Consider the following 16,887-nt stretch of genomic DNA (forward strand, 5'->3'; position numbering starts at 1 on the left):
CAGCCGCCTACTTGAGGAAGCCCGGCCCCGCGCCGACGATCTTTTTGTCGATCTCGCCAATCGCCTTCTCGTCCTTGCCCTCGTAGTCGAGCGTCCCGAGGATGTGGCGGATCAGGTTGATGCGGGCGCGGCGCTTGTCATTGGCGCGGATCACGGTCCAGGGGGCGTGGTCCGTATGGGTTTCCTTCAGCATGCGATCGCGCTTGTCCGTGTAGTCGCCCCACTTGTTGAGCGCGGCGATGTCCATCGGCGAGAGCTTCCAGACCTTGAGCGGATCGTGCCGGCGGTCGTGGAAGCGCTTCAGCTGCATTTCCCGGCCGATGTTGAGCCAGAACTTGAAGAGCTGGATGTCTTCCGCGACGATCATCTTTTCGAAGCGCGGCGTCTCCTTCAGGAATTTTTCGTATTGCTCCGGCGTGCAGAAGCCCATCACCGGCTCGACGCCGGCGCGGTTGTACCAGGAGCGGTCGAACAGCACGAATTCGCCCGATGTCGGAAAGGTCGCGACATAGCGCTGGAAATACCATTGGCCGCGCTCGGTCTCGGTCGGCTTCGTCAGCGCCACGATGCGCGCGGAGCGCGGGTTCATGTAGGACATGGTGGCGTGGATCGCGCCGCCCTTGCCGGCCGCGTCCCGCCCCTCGAACACCGCCATCACGCGCTTGCCGGTCTTCTGCTGCCAGAACTGCACCTTGACCAGCTCGATCTGCAGAAGCTTCAGGGTCCTTTCGTAGTCCTTGTTGTCGAGTTTCTTGTCGTAGGGATAGTCGTCGGAGCCGAAGGCCTTTTCCTCGATCCAGTCGGGCAGCTTCGGATCGTCGATATCGAACACCCGCTTCTTGCCGCCGATGTCCAGTTCAACGGCCCGGTTTTCGACCTTTTCCGCCATCGTCCACTCCTTGAAATCACAGGGCGCGGCCGATGCCGCATCGCCGCAGGTGGCCACAACCGGATTGCGAATTCAAGCGCGCCGTGAAAAACATGTCATGAAGCCGCGCTATCCATGGAGAATCGATGGAGGCCGCGGAGGACGGGATGCTTGCGAGGGAATGGGTGGCGGTGACGGATCAGCGGACGGGTCTCGGCTGGCTGGCGGCGCAACTGTGGGGCGAGCGGGTGCTCATTGCCTCGGCCGTTTTCGTCGGCTTCATGATGTGGCTCGCGGGCCTGCATCTCGGCTGGGTGTCCTTCGCCGTTCTCCTGCTCGTCATTGCCGGCCTCTTGCGCACGGAACGGCGCCTGGTCGAGGCCGGCGGCAGGACCATGGCGGCCTCCGCCATTCCGGTGCCGGAGGTTCAGGCCGCCGTCCCGCCTGCCGATGACCTTTCCGCCATTGCCGCGGTTCTCGGCGCGCTCGATGCGCCGGCCCTGCTGCTCTCGGGCCGCGAGACGGTCAAATTGCAGAACCGCGCGGCCGAGGCGATCTTCGGCGTGATCCCGCGCGGCAGCGATCTGGCCGGCCGCATCCGCGCGCCGGGTATCCTCGACATGGTGCGCGACGCGATCGCCAGCGGCCAGACGCGCGAGACCGAGCATGCCGAGCGCCTGCCGTCGGAAACGGTCTATGTCGTGCGCATCGCGCCGCTCGCCGAGCGGGCGGGCGAGCCCTTATGGCTGCTGACCTTCCGCGACGTCTCGCAGGCCCGCCGTATCGATCGCATGCGGTCCGATTTCGTCGCCAATGCCAGCCACGAGCTGCGCACCCCGCTCGCTTCCCTGCGCGGCTTCATCGAGACGCTGCAGGGCCCGGCGAAGAACGATGCGAAGGCGCACGAACGCTTCCTCGGCATCATGCACGAGCAGGCGACGCGCATGAGCCGCCTCGTCGACGACCTGCTCTCGCTCTCCCGCCTTGAGCTGCGTTCGAACCTGACGCTGGACCAGACCGTTGATCTCGTGCCGCTGCTCGGCCATGTGCGCGACAGTCTGCAGCCGCTCGCCTCCGATCTCGGGGTGGAGGTTGCGCTCGACCTGCCGAAGCACCCGGTCACCGTTCCCGGCGACCGCGACGAACTGGTCGAGGTCTTCGAGAACCTCATCGAAAACGCCTGCAAGTACGGCCAGGAGGGCAAGCGGGTGGATGTCGTGCTTTCCGGTGGCGGCGACGTTCCCGTCGAATTCTCCGTCACCGATTACGGCCCCGGCATTCCCCCGGAGCATGTGCCGCGCATCACCGAACGTTTCTACCGGGTTAACGTGGAAGCGAGCCGGTCCAAGAAGGGCACAGGCCTCGGCCTTGCCATCGTCAAGCACATCCTCACCCGCCACCGGGCGCGCCTCGTGGTGAAGTCCGAGGTGGGCAAGGGCACGGTCTTCACCGTCAAATTCTGACACAAAGGATGGCGCTCCTGTCGTCCTGATGAAAATAGCGCAGCAATTTCAGATATTTGTTGTGTCACAAATGTTTCGTCAAACTGACATAAAAGGGAGGGCGATCGGGGTTTAGAGAAGGGCCGCCGGTCAACGGCAGAGAGCGCAGAACAGCGCACCACACACGTCCTCTTCGGGAGAACCCAGATGAAATCTCTTAAGCTCACTGTTGCGGCGCTCGTTGCCTCCGCCGCATTCGCAGGCGTTGCCGTTGCGCGCGACCAGGTCCAGATCGCCGGCTCGTCCACCGTTCTTCCCTACGCCAAGATCGTCGCCGAGACGTTCGGCGAGACCTTCCCCGACTTCAAGACGCCGATCGTCGAGTCCGGCGGTTCTTCCGGCGGCCTGAAGGAATTCTGCAAGGGCGTCGGCCCGAACACCATCGACATCGCCAACTCCTCGCGCCCGATCAAGGACAGCGAAGTGGAGGCCTGCAAGGCAGCCGGCGTGACCGAGATCCAGGAAGTCAAGATCGGCTATGACGGCATCGTGTTCGCCACCGACGCCGGCAATGCCGACCTGAAGCTCGAGCCGAAGGATCTCTACCAGGCGCTCGCCGCCGAAGTCGTCGTCGACGGCAAGCTTGTCGCCAACCCCTACAAGAAGTGGTCGGAAGTCAACAAGGACCTGCCGGACGTCGAGATCGCCGCCTATATCCCTGGCGAAAAGCACGGCACGCGCGAAGTCTTCGAAGAGAAGATCCTCGCTCACGGCTGCAAGGACTCGGGCGCCCAGGACGTCATCAAGGCGGCCGTCGCTGACGAGAAGGAACAGCTCTCCAAGTGCGTAGCCGTCCGCAAGGATGGCCTGGCCGTTGACATCGACGGCGACTACACCGAGACGCTCGCCCGCATCGCTGCCAACAAGTCCGGCATCGGCGTGTTCGGCCTCTCCTTCTACGAGAACAACGCCGACAAGCTGAAGGTCGCCACCGTCAACGGCATCGTTCCGTCGACCGAGACGATCGCTTCGGGCGAATACCCGGTTTCCCGCCCGCTGTTCTTCTATGTCAAGAAGGCACATCTCGGCGTCATCCCGGGCCTGAAGGAATATGTCGAGTTCTTCACGAGCGACGACATGATCGGCCCTGACTCCCCGCTGGCTGAATACGGCCTCGTCGCTGCTCCGGATGCCGAGCGCGAAGAGATCCGCAAGACCTTCGCCGACGGCAAGATCATGTAATGAACGTCGGCCGGCACGGTATTTCGCAAGAATGCCGTGCCGGCCACTCCCTTTGGGCGGTTTCGCCCACGTCATGTTCTTCGACCGGGAATGGGGCGCCTTGTCGAACGGTCGGGGCGGGCACTCGGCACGCTCAGGGCGGATGATCTCGCCGGGAGAATTTTCTCAATGAGTATTTCCCTTCTACTGCTTATCGTCGCCGTCATCGGCGTGGTGGGCTATCTTATCGGCAGCTGGCGCGCCAACGCGCTTGCCGGCGGCAAGCTTTCCAGTCTGCATTCCCGGCCGGGCTACTATGGCTCCTTCGTCGCCATCTGGTCCATGCTGCCGGCCATCGCCATCCTGCTGGTCTGGATCATCGCGAGCCCGATCTATATCGGTTCGGCGGTGCGCGGCGGCTTCCCCGACGAGGTGAAGGCCGAGCCGCAGGCGACGCAGAACCTCAACTACAACATGATCGGCGCCATTGCCCGCGGCTTCAAGCTGCTCTCGGCGGAAGAGCGCGATGCGCTGTTCAAGGACGGCACCGCCGCCCGCGAGGTGTTGGGCAGCAAGGGCGTGCCGCTCGCGGCCGACCCGGCGCCCTACATGCTGACGGCCGCCGACGACCTCAACCGTATGACGACGGCAAGCAGCACGTTCCTGTCGATCCTCGTCGTGATCGCCGCGCTTGCCGGCGGCGCCTTCGCCTACCGCGCGATCGCGCCGAAATTCCGCGCCCGCAACCGCGTCGAGGGCGTCATGCTGGTCGGCCTCATCGTCGCCTCGTCCATCGCGATCCTGACGACCGTCGGCATCGTCGCGTCGATGGCGACGGAAGCGATCAGCTTCTTCAACATGGTCCCGGCCTGGGAGTTCTTCTTCGGCACGACCTGGGACCCGCGCTTCGCCGCCGCCGGCGCCACGGATTCCTCCGGCCAGTTCGGCCTGATCCCGCTGCTCGCCGGCACCCTCTATATCGGCTTCGTCGCCATGCTCGTCGCCGTGCCGGTCGGCCTCTTCGCCGCCATCTACATGTCGGAATATGCCTCGCGCCACGTCCGCTCGGTGGCCAAGCCGCTGCTCGAAGTGCTCGCCGGCATCCCGACCATCGTCTACGGCTTCTTCGCCCTGGTGACCGTCGGCCCGTTCCTGCGCGACATCTCCGCCCAGCTGAGCGGCCTCGTCACCGGCAACTATGCCAGCTTCATCCAGGCGCAGAGCGTTCTAACGGCCGGTTTCGTCATGGGCATCATGCTGATCCCCTACGTCTCCTCGCTGTCCGACGACATCATCACCGCCGTGCCGCGGGCGCTGCGTGACGGTTCGCTCGGCCTCGGCGCCACCCGCTCGGAAACGATCAAGCGCGTCATCCTGCCGGCCGCTCTTCCGGGCATCGTCGGCGCGCTTCTGATGACCGCGTCCCGCGCCGTCGGCGAAACCATGATCGTGGTGCTGGCCGCCGGCGTTGCCGCCCGCATGCAGCTCAACCCCTTCGAGCCGATGACGACCGTGACGGTCAAGATCGTCAACCAGCTGACGGGCGACCTCGAATTCACCTCGCCGCAGACGCTGGTGGCCTTCGCGCTCGGCATCACGCTCTTCGTCATCACGCTTTGCCTCAACATCTACGCCCTCTACATCGTGCGCAAATACCGGGAGCAGTACGAATGAGCCAGGTCTCCACGAGCCCCTCGATGACCGCCCTCGGCGTCACCGCAAAACCCGAGCGCCGCGATATCGGCCTCGGTCGCCGTTACGCCGCAGAGCGCCGCTTCCGCCTCTACGGCATGGCAGCGATCGCCTTCGGTCTCCTCTTCCTGTTCCTCCTGCTCTTCTCGGTCGTCTCCAAGGGCTACACCGCGTTCCAGCAGACGATGATCACCATCCCGGTCGAGTTCTCCGCCGAGATCATCGACAAGGACAACGAGCGCGCCACCAACCCACAGAAGCTGGTTTCGGCCAACTATCCGGTCGTTGCGCGCAATGCGCTCGCCAAGGTGCTGGGCGTCGGCGAAGACGACCGTGCCGGCCTGAGGGCGGTCAACGGCATGATCTCGGACAGCGTCCGCGTGCAGTTCCGTAATCTCGTCACCACCGATCCGTCGATCATCGGCACGACCCGGACCGTGACCTTCCTCGCGCACGGCGACCTCGATTCCGCCTTCAAGGGCCAGATCGACCTCGCCGTGCCGGAAAACAACCGCAAGGTCTCCGACAAGCAGGTCGGCTGGATGAACACGCTCGCCGAAAGCGGCGCGCTCGCCAAGCACTTCAACACCGGCCTCTTCACCAATGGCGCATCCAGCCGTCCTGAAGCCGCCGGCGTCGGCGTCGCGGCCATCGGCTCGCTCTACATGATGCTGATCGTGCTCGTGCTCTCGCTGCCGATCGGCGTCGCCGCCTCGATCTATCTCGAAGAGTTCGCCCCGAAGAACCGCTTCACCGACCTTATCGAGGTGAACATCAACAACCTCGCCGCCGTGCCCTCCATCGTCTACGGTCTTCTCGGCCTTGCCGTCTTCGTCAACTTCGCGGGCTTCCCGCGCTCGGCGGCCCTCGTCGGCGGCCTGGTGCTGACCCTCATGACGCTGCCGACGATCATCATCGCGACCCGCGCCGCGCTGAAGGCCGTACCGCCGTCGATCCGCTCGGCGGCCCTCGGCCTCGGCGCCTCGAAGATGCAGACCGTGTTCCACCATGTGCTGCCGCTCGCCATGCCGGGCATCCTGACGGGCACGATCATCGGCCTTGCCCATGCGCTCGGCGAAACCGCACCGCTGCTGCTCATCGGCATGGTCGCCTTCGTCGCCGATGTGCCGGCAACGCCGATGGATCCGGCGACGGCCCTTCCGGTGCAGATCTACATGTGGGCGAACGAGGCGGAGCGCGCCTTCGTGGAGCGCACGTCCGGGGCCATCATCGTGCTCCTCATCTTCCTCATCCTCATGAATGTTGGCGCTATCCTGTTGCGCCGCCGTTTCGAACGGCGCTGGTAGAAGGACCGGTCTTATGAACATGATGTCAGAAGCAGCAGTCGAGAAAGCGCTGGACAAGAAAATGAACGACATTTCCTACAAGATGATCGGCAAGGACGTCTCGGTCTATTACGGCGACAAGCGCGCCCTCTACGACGTCAACCTGAACGTCCGCGAGAACACCGTGACCGCCCTCATCGGCCCGTCGGGCTGCGGCAAGTCGACCTTCCTGCGCACGCTGAACCGCATGAACGACACGATCGACGGCTGCCGCGTCACCGGCCGCATCACGCTCGACACGGACGATATCTACGATCCGGCGATCGACGTCGTGGAACTGCGCGCCCGCGTCGGCATGGTCTTCCAGAAGCCGAATCCCTTCCCGAAGTCGATCTACGAGAACGTGGCCTACGGGCCGCGCATCCATGGCCTTGCCAAGTCGAAGGCAGACCTCGACGCCATCGTCGAGCGGAGCCTGCAGAAGGCTGGCCTGTGGAACGAGGTGAAGGACCGCCTGCAAGAGGGCGGCACCGGCCTCTCCGGCGGCCAGCAGCAGCGCCTGTGCATCGCCAGAGCCGTCGCCGTCAGCCCCGAAGTCATCCTGATGGACGAGCCCTGCTCGGCGCTCGATCCGATCGCGACCGCCAAGGTCGAGGAGCTGATCCACGAGCTGCGCGCCAACTTCACCATCGTCATCGTGACGCACTCGATGCAGCAGGCGGCCCGCGTCTCGCAGCGCACCGCCATGTTCCACCTCGGCAACCTCGTCGAGGAGAACGACACCGACAAGATGTTCACCAATCCGGATGACCAGCGCACGCAGGACTACATCATGGGCCGCTTCGGCTGACGGCTGACGCTGAACCCCTGAACCCCGAGTGCATTAAGGACAAAGCCATGTCATCGAGTCATATCGTCTCCATCTACGACGAAGAACTGAAATACCTTTCCCGCCGCATCTCCGAAATGGGCGGCACGGCCGAGCAGATGGTGGCCGATTCCGTCCGAGCGCTCGTCACGACGGATGCCGCGCTGGCCCAGAAGGTCATCTCCGAGGACGTCATCCTCGACACCGCCGAACGCCAGATCAACGACAAGGCGATCGTCACCATCGCCAAGCGCCAGCCGATGGCGGCGGACCTGCGCGAGATCATGGGGGCGATCCGCATCGCCGCCGAGCTGGAGCGCGTCGGCGACCTCGGCAAGAACACCGCCAAGCGCGTCATCGCCGTCCAGAGCTCCGGCATGCCGCGCAAGCTGGCCCGCGGCCTCGAGCACCTCGCCGAGCTCGCGCTGATGCAGCTCAAGGAAGTGCTCGACGTCTACGCCACCCGCTCGATCGAGAAGGCCAAGGCCATCCGCGAGCGCGACGACGAGATCGATGCGATCTATACCTCGTTGTTCCGCGAGCTCCTCACCTACATGATGGAAGACCCGCGCAACATCACGCCCTGCACGCATCTCCTGTTCTGCGCCAAGAACATCGAGCGCATCGGCGACCATGCGACCAACATCGCCGAAACCATCTACTACATGGCGACCGGCTCGCAGCCGGAGGGCGAGCGTCCGAAGGACGATACCTCGACCTCCGTCGTCGCGGCCGGCGTCGCCGACGCGTCCGAGTAAAGAGAGCAGGATTCGCTTCATGGTGCCCAGAATTGCCGTCGTGGAAGACGAGGAGGCTCTCAGCGTCCTCCTGCGTTACAATCTGGAAGCGGAAGGTTTCGAGGTCGATACGATCCTCTCCGGTGACGAGGCCGAGATGCGCCTGCAGGAGCGCATGCCGGACCTCCTCATCCTCGACTGGATGCTGCCCGGCGTCTCCGGCATCGAACTGTGCCGGCGCCTGCGCCAGCGTCCGGAAACCGAGCGCCTGCCGATCATCATGCTGACGGCGCGCGGCGAGGAGAGCGAGCGCGTGCGCGGCCTTGCCACCGGCGCGGACGACTATGTGGTCAAGCCCTTCTCGACGCCGGAACTCGTCGCCCGCGTGCGGGCGATGCTGCGCCGGGCTAAGCCCGAGGTCGTCTCGACGGTGCTGCGTTGCGGCGACATCGAGCTCGACCGCGAGACGCACCGCGTCCACCGCCGCACCCGCGAGGTCCGCCTCGGCCCGACGGAGTTCCGTCTCCTGGAATTCCTGATGACCTCGCCCGGCCGCGTCTTCTCGCGCTCGCAGCTTCTCGATGGCGTCTGGGGCCACGACATCTATGTCGACGAACGCACCGTCGACGTGCATGTGGGGCGCCTGCGCAAGGCGCTCAACTTCGCCAACATGCAGGACGTCATCCGCACCGTGCGCGGCGCGGGCTATTCGCTGGAGGCCTGAGCGAACGGGATTCCTCCCAAGGACGGAAATGGGCCCTCAGGGGCCTGTTTGCGTTTGTGCGGGGCCGGCGGATGAGGGGCTATCCTGCGCCGCAAACGAAAACGGACCCTTTCGGGCCCGCATCGCATGTCCTGCCGTGGGAAACGTTACCGCATCCGCCGGCGCTCGGCCGAGGGCTGGTAGGCGAGGCGCTGGTGGTAGGTGCAGTAGGGCGAGTTGTCCGGGGACTCGTTGCCGCAGAAGTGGAAGTCGTCGTTGAGCGGGTCGCCGATCGGCCATTTGCAGGTGCGTTCGGTGAGCTGGGTCAGCTCCAGCCGGCGCGACATCGGCACGACCACGTTGTTGCCGTTGGCCGGAACCGGGAGCTGCTCGGCCTGCGTCTCGAAATCGATCTCTTCCTTGGGGATGGTGTTGCCGGCCGGGCGGGCGACGGCACGCGTGGTGACCGGACGGGCCGCGAAGTTCGACGGGCGCGGCGTCGCCGGGGCCGGGCGCTTCGGGCGTGCCGCGGCCTGCGTGCCGCCGGCCTTGGCGCGGCCGGGCAGGTTCAGCCGGTGCACCTTGCCGATGACTGCGTTGCGGCTGACGCCGCCGAGCTGCGCCGCGATCTGGCTCGCGCTCAAGCCCTCGCTCCAGAGTTTTTTGAGTTTCTCGACGCGCTCGTCTGTCCAGTTCATGTTTTCGTCTCCGCTCGGCGCCCAGGATGCGGGAATCCCTCGTCGTGTTCCGGACGGGTCCGGAACCTGAACGCCCTAACTCTTTTGGTGACTAGTTCCGCCGCATGCAGTCTAGTAATTGGTCTTTAACCTAGAGACCGGTGGACTCTGTGACAAGAGTCGCCGGAATCCGGGCGAATCGATTTCGGAGTTTTCCCCAACTTGCTGGTCGGGTGTGACTCGATAGAGACACCTTCCGTGCGTGCCGCGAATCCTCACCTTGCGGGATGTTCAGCGCCATTTCGGGCGCGATTTTGTTGACATCCCAATGGGAAATGCCGATAGTGCCGCATGCCGCCGAAAGGCGGCTTTTGGTTTTTCTGAAGCCCGGAAAAGTCAAGCCGCATTCCTGTTTTTCCGCATCTCTTTTCGGAGGATCCGTGCATGGCCGATGTCGCGCCGCTCTATGAAACCTATATGCGTGCGCCGCTCAGGTTCACGCGCGGGGAGGGCGTGTGGCTGATCACCGAGGATGGCGAGCGATATCTCGATTTTGCCGCTGGCGTCGCCGTCAATTCGCTGGGCCATGCACATCCCCATCTCGTCGCCGCGCTGAAGGACCAAGCCGACAAGGTCTGGCACCTGTCGAACCTCTATGAGGTTCCGGGCCAGGAAAGCCTTGGCCGCCGGCTGACGGAGGCAACCTTCGCCGACAAGGTGTTCTTCACCAATTCGGGCGCCGAGGCGCTGGAATGCGCGATCAAGACGGCGCGGCGCTACCATTTCGCCAAGGGTCATGCCGGCAAGTACCACATCATCACCTTCGAAGGCGCCTTCCACGGCCGCACGATCGCGACGATCGCCGCCGGCGGTCAGGAGAAGTATATCGAGGGCTTCGGCCCCAAGGCGCCGGGTTTCCTCAAGGTCCCCTTCGGCGATATCGCGGCCGTCAAGGATGCGATCACCGAGGAAACGGCGGGCATCCTGATCGAGCCGGTGCAGGGCGAGGGCGGGCTGCGCCCGGTGTCGAAGGAGTTCATGCAGGAGCTGCGTCAGCTCTGCGACGAATACGGCCTGCTGCTCATCCTGGATGAGGTGCAGACCGGTGTCGGCCGCACGGGGCGCCTCTTCGCCCATGAATGGGCAGGGGTCACGCCCGACATCATGGCGATCGCCAAGGGCATCGGCGGCGGCTTCCCGCTCGGCGCGTGCCTTGCCACGAACGAGGCGGCGGCCGGCATGGTCGCCGGCACGCACGGCTCCACCTATGGCGGCAACCCGCTCGCCATGGCCGTCGGCAATGCCGTGCTCGACGTGGTGCTGGAAGACGGTTTCCTCGAGCATGTGCGCGACGTCGCGCTCGTCTTCCGCCAGGGGCTGGCCGCGCTGAAGGACCGTTTCCCCGACGTCATCGAGGACATTCGCGGCGAGGGCCTGATGCTCGGCATCAAGGCGAAGATCCCGGTCGCCGACCTGCTGAAGGGCGTGCGGGCGGAAAACCTGCTGGCCGTGCCGGCGGGCGACAACGTGCTGCGGCTGCTGCCGCCATTGACCGTGACCGCCGAAGAGGCGCGCGAGGGGCTTGCCCGCATCGAGCGGGCGGCGGAAAAGCTGACGGCCGCCAAGGCCGCGTAAGCAGCGAACGGACAGACAGGACATATCATGGCCAAGCATTTTCTCGACCTTTCCGCCGTTTCGGAAAGCGATCTCCGCGTCATCATGGACGATGCGCACACGCGCAAGGCCGCCAGCAAGGCCGGCACCGAAGCCAAGCCGCTCGCCGGCAAGATGCTCGCGATGATCTTCGAGAAGCCCTCCACTCGCACGCGCGTCTCCTTCGACGTCGGCATGCGCCAGCTCGGCGGCGAGACGCTGTTCCTGTCGGGCACGGAAATGCAGCTCGGCCGCGCCGAGACGATCGGCGACACGGCCAAGGTCCTCTCGCGCTATGTCGATGCCATCATGATCCGCACGACGGACCATGCCCGCCTGCTGGAGCTTGCCGAGCACGCCACCGTGCCCGTCATCAACGCCCTGACCGACCTGACGCATCCCTGCCAGATCATGGCCGACATCATGACCTTCGAGGAGCATCGCGGCTCCACCAGGGGCAAGACCTTCGCCTGGACGGGCGACGGCAACAATGTGCTGCATTCCTTCGTCGAGGGGTCCGCCCGCTTCGGCTACAAGATGAAGATGGCCGTGCCGATGGGCTCGGAGCCCGACGACAAGATCCTGAACTGGGCGCGCGACAACGGTGGCGACATCCTGCTCGGGCATGATCCGGAGGCGATCGTCGATGGTGTCGATCTCATCGTCACGGACTGCTGGGTCTCGATGAACCAGGAGCACCGCGCCCGCGGCCACAACATCTTCCAGCCCTACCAGGTCAACAAGCAGCTGATGGCGCGCGCTAACAAGGATGCGCTCTTCATGCACTGCCTGCCCGCCCACCGCGGCGAGGAAGTGACCGACGAGGTGATCGACGGCCCGCAATCCGTGGTCTTCGACGAGGCGGAGAACCGTCTCCACGCGCAGAAGTCGATCCTCGCCTGGTGCTTCGGGGTCGTCTGACGCCGATCTTGAAAAGCGCCCCCGGCAACACGATCTAGGGGCCATCACGGAGCGCCGCGAGGCGCCTGGTTTGCTGATAAGCATCGCCCACTCTCTGTCGTCATCCTCGGGCTTGACCCGGGGATCCACACGGCACCCGCGGCCGTGGATGGTCGGGTCAGACCCGACCGTGACGGAGGAGAGGTTTGCGGACGTTATCAGCAGTCCGGGCGCCGCAAGGCGCTTTCTCTGGCGCATGCCCGTCCGGTATGGAATGATCGGGTAGGAGCGAGCGCGGTATCACGGTAGAACGCCTGTCGGAAGCAGGCCGGGCCCATGGCCTCGGCGGCGCCGAAGCGTGCAAGGAGCAGAATGATGATGATGGCGGAAAATGCCCTGAAACTCGGCGAACCCGGCTTTGCCGGCGATGATCATGTCCTGCCGTTCCAGGTGGAGGGTCTCGACGTGCGCGGCCGCGCCGTGCAGCTCGGCCCGATGCTCGACGGCATTCTCGGCCGGCACGACTATCCCGCGCCCGTTGCCCGGCTGCTCGCCGAGGCGATCACGCTGACCGTGCTGCTCGGCACCTCGCTGAAGTTCGAGGGCAAGCTGATCGTCCAGACCAAGGGCGACGGCCCCGTCGACCTGCTGGTGGCCGATTTCGCCGCGCCGGAGAACGTGCGCGCCTATGCCCGCTTCGACCAGGCCGCGCTCGACGCCGCGATTGCGGCCGGCGCGACGGAGCCGCACGAGCTTCTGGGCAAGGGCATCCTCGCCTTCACCATCGACCAGGGCGCCCATACCCAGCGCTACCAGGGCATCGTGCCGCTCGACGGCCATACGCTGGAAGAGATCGCCGGCGTCTATTTCCGCCAGTCGGAGCAGATCCCGACCAAGGTGCGCCTCGGTGTCGCCGAACTCTACGACCGCGATGCCGCCGGCAAGGCGCGCCATCGCTGGCGTGCGGGCGGCATGGTCGCGCAGTTCCTGCCGCAGGCGCCGGAACGCATGCGTCAGGCGGACCTTCCGGGCGGCGACGGCGAGGAAGCCGGCCACAAGATCGCCGATGATGACAACTGGGCCGAAGCCAAAGCCATGGTCGAGACGATCGACGCCGACGAGCTGACGGATCCCAATGTCGGCACCGAACGGCTCCTGTTCCGCCTCTTCCACGAGCGGGGCGTGCGCGTCTACCAGCCGCAGCAGGTCTTCGACCGCTGCTCCTGTTCGCGCGAGAAGCTGAAGGGCGTTCTTTCCGGTCTCAGCGCGGAGGAGATCGCGCACACGGCGGACGACAAGGGCGAGATTGCGGTCACCTGCGAGTTCTGCTCGACGACCTACCGCTTCGAGGCGGCGGAAGTCCTGCCGCAGTAGGGACGCTCGCCCCTCATCCGGCTGCCGCCACCTTCTCCCCGCAGGCGGGGAGAAGGGAAGGATGCGAAGTTTCATCCTTTATTCACAGTCGTGATTTCAGGAAAACAAGGCGGCTTGGTCCCTTCTCCCCGCCTGCGGGGAGAAGGTGGCCGGCAGGCCGGATGAGGGGCGATCTTCTCCGCGCCTAGTTCAGCGTGCGCGCCTGCCCCGGCGTATCCAGCGAAAAGGCCGGTATTGCCACATCGAACGCTTCGCCGTTCTCCGCTTCCATGCGATAGCGGCCGAACATGATGCCCGAGGGCGTTTCGAGCGGGCAGCCGGAGGAATATTCGTAGGTGTCGCCGGGGCGCAGCACCGGCTGTTCGCCGATCACGCCATGGCCGTTCACCTCGTCGACCTGGCCGTTCTGGTCGGTGATGTGCCAGTAGCGTGTCATCAGCCGCACGGCGACGTCGGAATGGTTCGCGATGACCACCCGGTATCCCCACACATAGCGGCTGTCGTCGGGATCGGACTGGTCGGCCAGATAGTACGGCTCTACGGTCACTTCGATGTCGCGGGTCAGCGCACGATACATGGGCAAGCCTTGAACTGATTAGCTTCTGCTATTCTACACGAATGTGGTTTCGTCAAGGATAAGCAAAGAAAGCACCGGCCTCCTCGGCCGGTGCTTCCGCATTTGTCCAGCGATGGGGCGAAGGGCTCAGGCCCTGATCCTGGAGAGCGCGCGGGCAAAATCCTCGATGAGGTCTTTGCTGTCCTCGATGCCGGCCGAAAAGCGTACGGTGCCGGCCGAAATGCCGAGCTCGGCGCGTGCCTCGTCCGTCAGGTTCTTGTGCGTCGTCGTTGCCGGATGGGTGATGAGGCTCTTGGCATCGCCGAGATTGTTGGAGATCTTCACCACCTCAAGCGCGTCCTGCAGTGCAAAAGCCGCGTCCTTGCCGCCCTTCAGCTCGAAGCAGACGAGCGTCGAGCCGCCCGACATCTGCTTGGCGATGATATCGGCCTGCGGATGGTCCTTGCGACCCGGATAGATCACGCGGGCGACCTCCGTCCGGTCGGCGAGGAAGTCCGCGATGCGGCTGGCATTCTCCGTCTGCTGCTTGACGCGCAGCGGCAGCGTCTCGATGCCCTTCAGCAGCGTCCAGGCGTTGAACGGCGACATGGCCGGGCCCGTGTGGCGGAAATAGTCGTGCAGGTTCTCGTCGATCCACGTCTTGTCCGACAGCACCACGCCGCCGAGGCAGCGGCCCTGGCCGTCGATATGCTTCGTCGCCGAATAGACGACGACATGCGCGCCGAGCTCCAGCGGCTTCTGGAAGAGCGGCGTCGCGAAGACGTTGTCGACGACGACCTTGGCGCCGATCTGGTTGGCGAGGCGTGCGACGCCGGCGATGTCGATCACTTCCAGCGTCGGGTTTGTCGGGCTTTCGAGGAAGAAGACCTTGGTGTTCTTCCGGATCGCCTTTTCCCAGTTGGAAAGGTCGCGGCCGTCGATCAGCGTGCATTCGATGCCGTATTTCGGCGCGAGCGTCTCGACCACCCAGCGGCAGGAGCCGAAGAGCGCGCGGGCGGCGACGATATGGTCGCCGGCCTTGAGCTGGCAGAGGATCGCGGCGGAGACGGCGGCCATGCCGGATGCGGTGGCGCGCGCATCCTCGGCGCCTTCCAGCATGCACATGCGCTTTTCGAACATGTCGTTGGTCGGGCTGCCGTAGCGGGCATAGATGAAGCCATCCGTCTCGCCCTTGAAGCGGGCTTCGGCCGCCGCGGAGGTGTCGTAGACGAAGCCTTGCGTCAGGAAGATTGCCTCTGCGGTTTCACCGTGCTGGGAGCGGGTGGTTCCGCCGTGAACGAGTTGGGTGGCGGGGCGCCAGGACTTGCTCATATGATCGTCGCCTTCAAACAAAAAAACCGGCCGCAAAAGCAGGCCGGTTTCGAACCCGGCCTTTTTAGCTACTTGTTTTACGTGGCTGCAAGCCGGCCGGCCAAATCACCACGGGATAATCTGCTAATACTGCGCCCCCGCGCTTGCGTCAATTGGCGGCTTTTGGTTTTGTGCGGGCCTTCCGGGTATTGTTCCGAAACGTGGGCATCGGTTTTCGGAAGAAGCGATACGAAAAGCAGACGGCCGGACCATCCGGCCCGCTGCTCTGACGGGACGGTATGACGATGGGTGGTTCTGCGACACGCAGTACGGGCATTCTGGCGGACAACGCCATTCGCGGCCTGTTCGACAGCGGCAGGCTGGCGAGCGAGACGGTGCTGGATGACGACCAGATCCAGCCGGCGAGCCTCGACCTGCGGCTGGGTGCGAAAGCCTTCCGTGTGCGGGCAAGCTTCCTTCCGGGGCCGTCCCACCTCGTTGCCGACAAGCTCGACCGCCTGCAGCTGCACGTCATCGACCTCACGCAGGGCGCGGTGCTGGAGACGGGCTGCGTCTACATCGTGCCGCTGATGGAGAGCCTGGACCTGCCGGCGGAGCTGGCGGCGTCGGCCAACCCGAAGAGCTCCACCGGCCGCCTGGATATCTTCACCCGCGTCATCACCGATCGCGCGCAGGAGTTCGACAAGATCCCCGCCGGCTATTCCGGCCCGCTCTATCTCGAAATCTCGCCACGCACCTTCCCGATCGTCGTGCGCCGCGGCTCGCGCCTGTCGCAAATCCGTTTCCGCAAGGGCAATGCCCTGCTCGGCGAAGGCGAACTGCTCGCCCTCCACGGCACGGATACGCTCGTCGCCAGCGAGACGCCGAACGTCTCCGGCGGCGGCATCGCGCTTTCCATCGACCTCAAGGGCACCGGCCCGGACGGGCTGATCGGCTATCGCGGCAAGCACCACACCTCCGTCGTCGATGTCGACCGCAAGAACCAGCACGACATCTTCGATTTCTGGGAGCCGCTGTTCAGCCGCGGCCGCAACGAACTGATCCTCGATCCCGACGAGTTCTATATCCTCGTCTCCCGCGAGGCCGTGCACGTCCCGCCGCTCTATGCCGCCGAGATGACGCCCTTCGACCCGCTCGTCGGCGAGTTCCGCGTGCACTATGCCGGCTTCTTCGATCCCGGCTTCGGCCATGCCCCGGCCGGCGGCTCCGGCAGCCGCGCCGTCCTGGAGGTGCGCAGCCACGAGGTGCCCTTCATCCTCGAGCACGGCCAGATCGTCGGCCGCCTCGTCTACGAGCACATGCTCGCCGCACCCGAAGGCCTCTACGGCTCCGGCCTTGGCTCCAACTATCAGGCACAGGGCCTGAAGCTGTCGAAACATTTCCGCGCCGGATGACACTGCTCCCGCAAGGGCGTGTGCCGGCTGCATCGCGGCCGGTTCCCTGTCGTGGCGATAGGCTCCGGCGGGGAGTTTCGTTCGTTTCATTTTCCGCTTTACAAATGAAGTTAAACGTTTTTATTATGATATAAACGTTTAACAAGGGCTGGGAGCCCGGACGTTTCGCCGACAGGGAGGACGT

The 16,887-nt window shown here is 64.8% G+C and carries 15 protein-coding genes and 1 riboswitch; of the genes, 11 read left to right on the top strand and 4 right to left on the bottom strand.

All coding sequences use genetic code 11. The features are described from left to right. Window positions 1-7: 7 nt before the first annotated feature. Complete coding sequence (gene ppk2, locus MUU56_RS10875; protein ID WP_244767325.1) at window positions 8-889, bottom strand: polyphosphate kinase 2; 882 nt, start codon at window positions 887-889, stop codon at window positions 8-10. 146 nt (window positions 890-1,035) lie between these two features. Between ppk2 and phoR the strand changes: the two genes are divergently transcribed. The 7 genes from phoR to phoB all read left to right on the top strand — a co-directional run bounded on the left by phoR (window position 1,036) and on the right by phoB (window position 8,838). Then, entirely contained in the window at window positions 1,036-2,331 is a 1,296-nt protein-coding gene (gene phoR, locus MUU56_RS10880) for a phosphate regulon sensor histidine kinase PhoR (protein ID WP_244767326.1), read from the top strand. A gap of 186 nt (window positions 2,332-2,517) precedes the next feature. Next, window positions 2,518-3,552, top strand: a complete 1,035-nt coding sequence (locus tag MUU56_RS10885; RefSeq protein WP_244767327.1) for a substrate-binding domain-containing protein — start codon at window positions 2,518-2,520, stop codon at window positions 3,550-3,552. A gap of 168 nt (window positions 3,553-3,720) precedes the next feature. Further along, window positions 3,721-5,205, top strand: coding sequence for a phosphate ABC transporter permease subunit PstC (gene pstC / locus MUU56_RS10890; RefSeq protein ID WP_244767328.1), 1,485 nt, complete (start codon window positions 3,721-3,723; stop codon window positions 5,203-5,205). After that, a complete protein-coding gene (gene pstA / locus MUU56_RS10895; RefSeq protein ID WP_244767329.1) occupies window positions 5,202-6,530 on the top strand; it encodes a phosphate ABC transporter permease PstA in 1,329 nt (442 codons plus the stop codon). The genes pstC and pstA overlap by 4 nt, the downstream gene beginning before the upstream one ends. Before the next feature lie 13 nt (window positions 6,531-6,543). Next, window positions 6,544-7,359 (top strand): phosphate ABC transporter ATP-binding protein PstB, encoded by an 816-nt coding sequence (gene pstB / locus MUU56_RS10900; RefSeq protein WP_244767330.1) that lies wholly within the window; start codon window positions 6,544-6,546, stop codon window positions 7,357-7,359. A 47-nt stretch (window positions 7,360-7,406) separates the two neighbouring features. Continuing rightward, complete coding sequence (gene phoU / locus MUU56_RS10905) at window positions 7,407-8,135, top strand: phosphate signaling complex protein PhoU (protein WP_244767331.1); 729 nt, start codon at window positions 7,407-7,409, stop codon at window positions 8,133-8,135. Window positions 8,136-8,154: 19 nt separating this feature from the next. After that, window positions 8,155-8,838, top strand: a complete 684-nt coding sequence (phoB, locus tag MUU56_RS10910) for a phosphate regulon transcriptional regulator PhoB (RefSeq protein WP_244767332.1) — start codon at window positions 8,155-8,157, stop codon at window positions 8,836-8,838. A 146-nt stretch (window positions 8,839-8,984) separates the two neighbouring features. On the opposite strand, the gene MUU56_RS10915 is transcribed toward phoB, so the two are convergent. Continuing rightward, window positions 8,985-9,515 carry a GcrA family cell cycle regulator gene (locus MUU56_RS10915; protein ID WP_244767333.1) on the bottom strand — a complete coding sequence of 177 codons (531 nt, stop codon included), beginning with the start codon at window positions 9,513-9,515 and terminating at the stop codon, window positions 8,985-8,987. Window positions 9,516-9,938: 423 nt separating this feature from the next. On the opposite strand from MUU56_RS10915, the gene MUU56_RS10920 reads away from it, so the two are divergent. The 3 genes from MUU56_RS10920 (at window position 9,939) to MUU56_RS10930 (ending at window position 13,421) form a co-directional block, all read left to right on the top strand. Next, on the top strand, window positions 9,939-11,129 hold the full coding sequence (locus MUU56_RS10920) for an aspartate aminotransferase family protein (protein ID WP_244767334.1): 1,191 nt from the start codon (window positions 9,939-9,941) through the stop codon (window positions 11,127-11,129). A 27-nt stretch (window positions 11,130-11,156) separates the two neighbouring features. Continuing rightward, window positions 11,157-12,068 carry an ornithine carbamoyltransferase gene (gene argF / locus MUU56_RS10925; RefSeq protein ID WP_244767335.1) on the top strand — a complete coding sequence of 304 codons (912 nt, stop codon included), beginning with the start codon at window positions 11,157-11,159 and terminating at the stop codon, window positions 12,066-12,068. A 360-nt stretch (window positions 12,069-12,428) separates the two neighbouring features. Then, window positions 12,429-13,421 (top strand): Hsp33 family molecular chaperone, encoded by a 993-nt coding sequence (locus MUU56_RS10930; RefSeq protein ID WP_244767621.1) that lies wholly within the window; start codon window positions 12,429-12,431, stop codon window positions 13,419-13,421. 184 nt (window positions 13,422-13,605) lie between these two features. Here MUU56_RS10930 and apaG read toward each other — a convergent pair whose 3' ends face one another. Together apaG and MUU56_RS10940 are read right to left on the bottom strand one after the other, a co-directional pair. Beyond that, window positions 13,606-13,998, bottom strand: a complete 393-nt coding sequence (gene apaG / locus MUU56_RS10935) for a Co2+/Mg2+ efflux protein ApaG (RefSeq protein ID WP_244767336.1) — start codon at window positions 13,996-13,998, stop codon at window positions 13,606-13,608. Window positions 13,999-14,124: 126 nt separating this feature from the next. Continuing rightward, a complete protein-coding gene (locus MUU56_RS10940; protein WP_244767337.1) occupies window positions 14,125-15,309 on the bottom strand; it encodes an O-succinylhomoserine sulfhydrylase in 1,185 nt (394 codons plus the stop codon). Between the two features lie 43 nt (window positions 15,310-15,352). Then, a riboswitch (SAM riboswitch) is annotated at window positions 15,353-15,431 on the bottom strand. Window positions 15,432-15,593: 162 nt separating this feature from the next. On the opposite strand from MUU56_RS10940, the gene MUU56_RS10945 reads away from it, so the two are divergent. Then, window positions 15,594-16,703: a 2'-deoxycytidine 5'-triphosphate deaminase gene (locus MUU56_RS10945; RefSeq protein ID WP_244767338.1), complete on the top strand. Its 1,110-nt coding sequence runs from the start codon at window positions 15,594-15,596 to the stop codon at window positions 16,701-16,703. The last annotated feature ends 184 nt before the right edge of the window (window positions 16,704-16,887 follow it).

This window comes from Shinella yambaruensis (genome assembly GCF_022899355.1).
GTDB classification, from domain to species: domain Bacteria; phylum Pseudomonadota; class Alphaproteobacteria; order Rhizobiales; family Rhizobiaceae; genus Shinella; species Shinella yambaruensis.

What these genes read in the sequence shown, in the direction of transcription:
- ppk2 (WP_244767325.1), bottom strand. Translation starts at nt 889, where the DNA reads ATGGCGGAAAAGGTCGAAAACCGGGCCGTTGAACTGGACATCGGCGGC.
- phoR (WP_244767326.1), top strand. Translation starts at nt 1,036, where the DNA reads ATGCTTGCGAGGGAATGGGTGGCGGTGACGGATCAGCGGACGGGTCTC.
- MUU56_RS10885 (WP_244767327.1), top strand. Translation starts at nt 2,518, where the DNA reads ATGAAATCTCTTAAGCTCACTGTTGCGGCGCTCGTTGCCTCCGCCGCA.
- pstC (WP_244767328.1), top strand. Translation starts at nt 3,721, where the DNA reads ATGAGTATTTCCCTTCTACTGCTTATCGTCGCCGTCATCGGCGTGGTG.
- pstA (WP_244767329.1), top strand. Translation starts at nt 5,202, where the DNA reads ATGAGCCAGGTCTCCACGAGCCCCTCGATGACCGCCCTCGGCGTCACC.
- pstB (WP_244767330.1), top strand. Translation starts at nt 6,544, where the DNA reads ATGAACATGATGTCAGAAGCAGCAGTCGAGAAAGCGCTGGACAAGAAA.
- phoU (WP_244767331.1), top strand. Translation starts at nt 7,407, where the DNA reads ATGTCATCGAGTCATATCGTCTCCATCTACGACGAAGAACTGAAATAC.
- phoB (WP_244767332.1), top strand. Translation starts at nt 8,155, where the DNA reads ATGGTGCCCAGAATTGCCGTCGTGGAAGACGAGGAGGCTCTCAGCGTC.
- MUU56_RS10915 (WP_244767333.1), bottom strand. Translation starts at nt 9,515, where the DNA reads ATGAACTGGACAGACGAGCGCGTCGAGAAACTCAAAAAACTCTGGAGC.
- MUU56_RS10920 (WP_244767334.1), top strand. Translation starts at nt 9,939, where the DNA reads ATGGCCGATGTCGCGCCGCTCTATGAAACCTATATGCGTGCGCCGCTC.
- argF (WP_244767335.1), top strand. Translation starts at nt 11,157, where the DNA reads ATGGCCAAGCATTTTCTCGACCTTTCCGCCGTTTCGGAAAGCGATCTC.
- MUU56_RS10930 (WP_244767621.1), top strand. Translation starts at nt 12,429, where the DNA reads ATGGCGGAAAATGCCCTGAAACTCGGCGAACCCGGCTTTGCCGGCGAT.
- apaG (WP_244767336.1), bottom strand. Translation starts at nt 13,998, where the DNA reads ATGTATCGTGCGCTGACCCGCGACATCGAAGTGACCGTAGAGCCGTAC.
- MUU56_RS10940 (WP_244767337.1), bottom strand. Translation starts at nt 15,309, where the DNA reads ATGAGCAAGTCCTGGCGCCCCGCCACCCAACTCGTTCACGGCGGAACC.
- MUU56_RS10945 (WP_244767338.1), top strand. Translation starts at nt 15,594, where the DNA reads ATGGGTGGTTCTGCGACACGCAGTACGGGCATTCTGGCGGACAACGCC.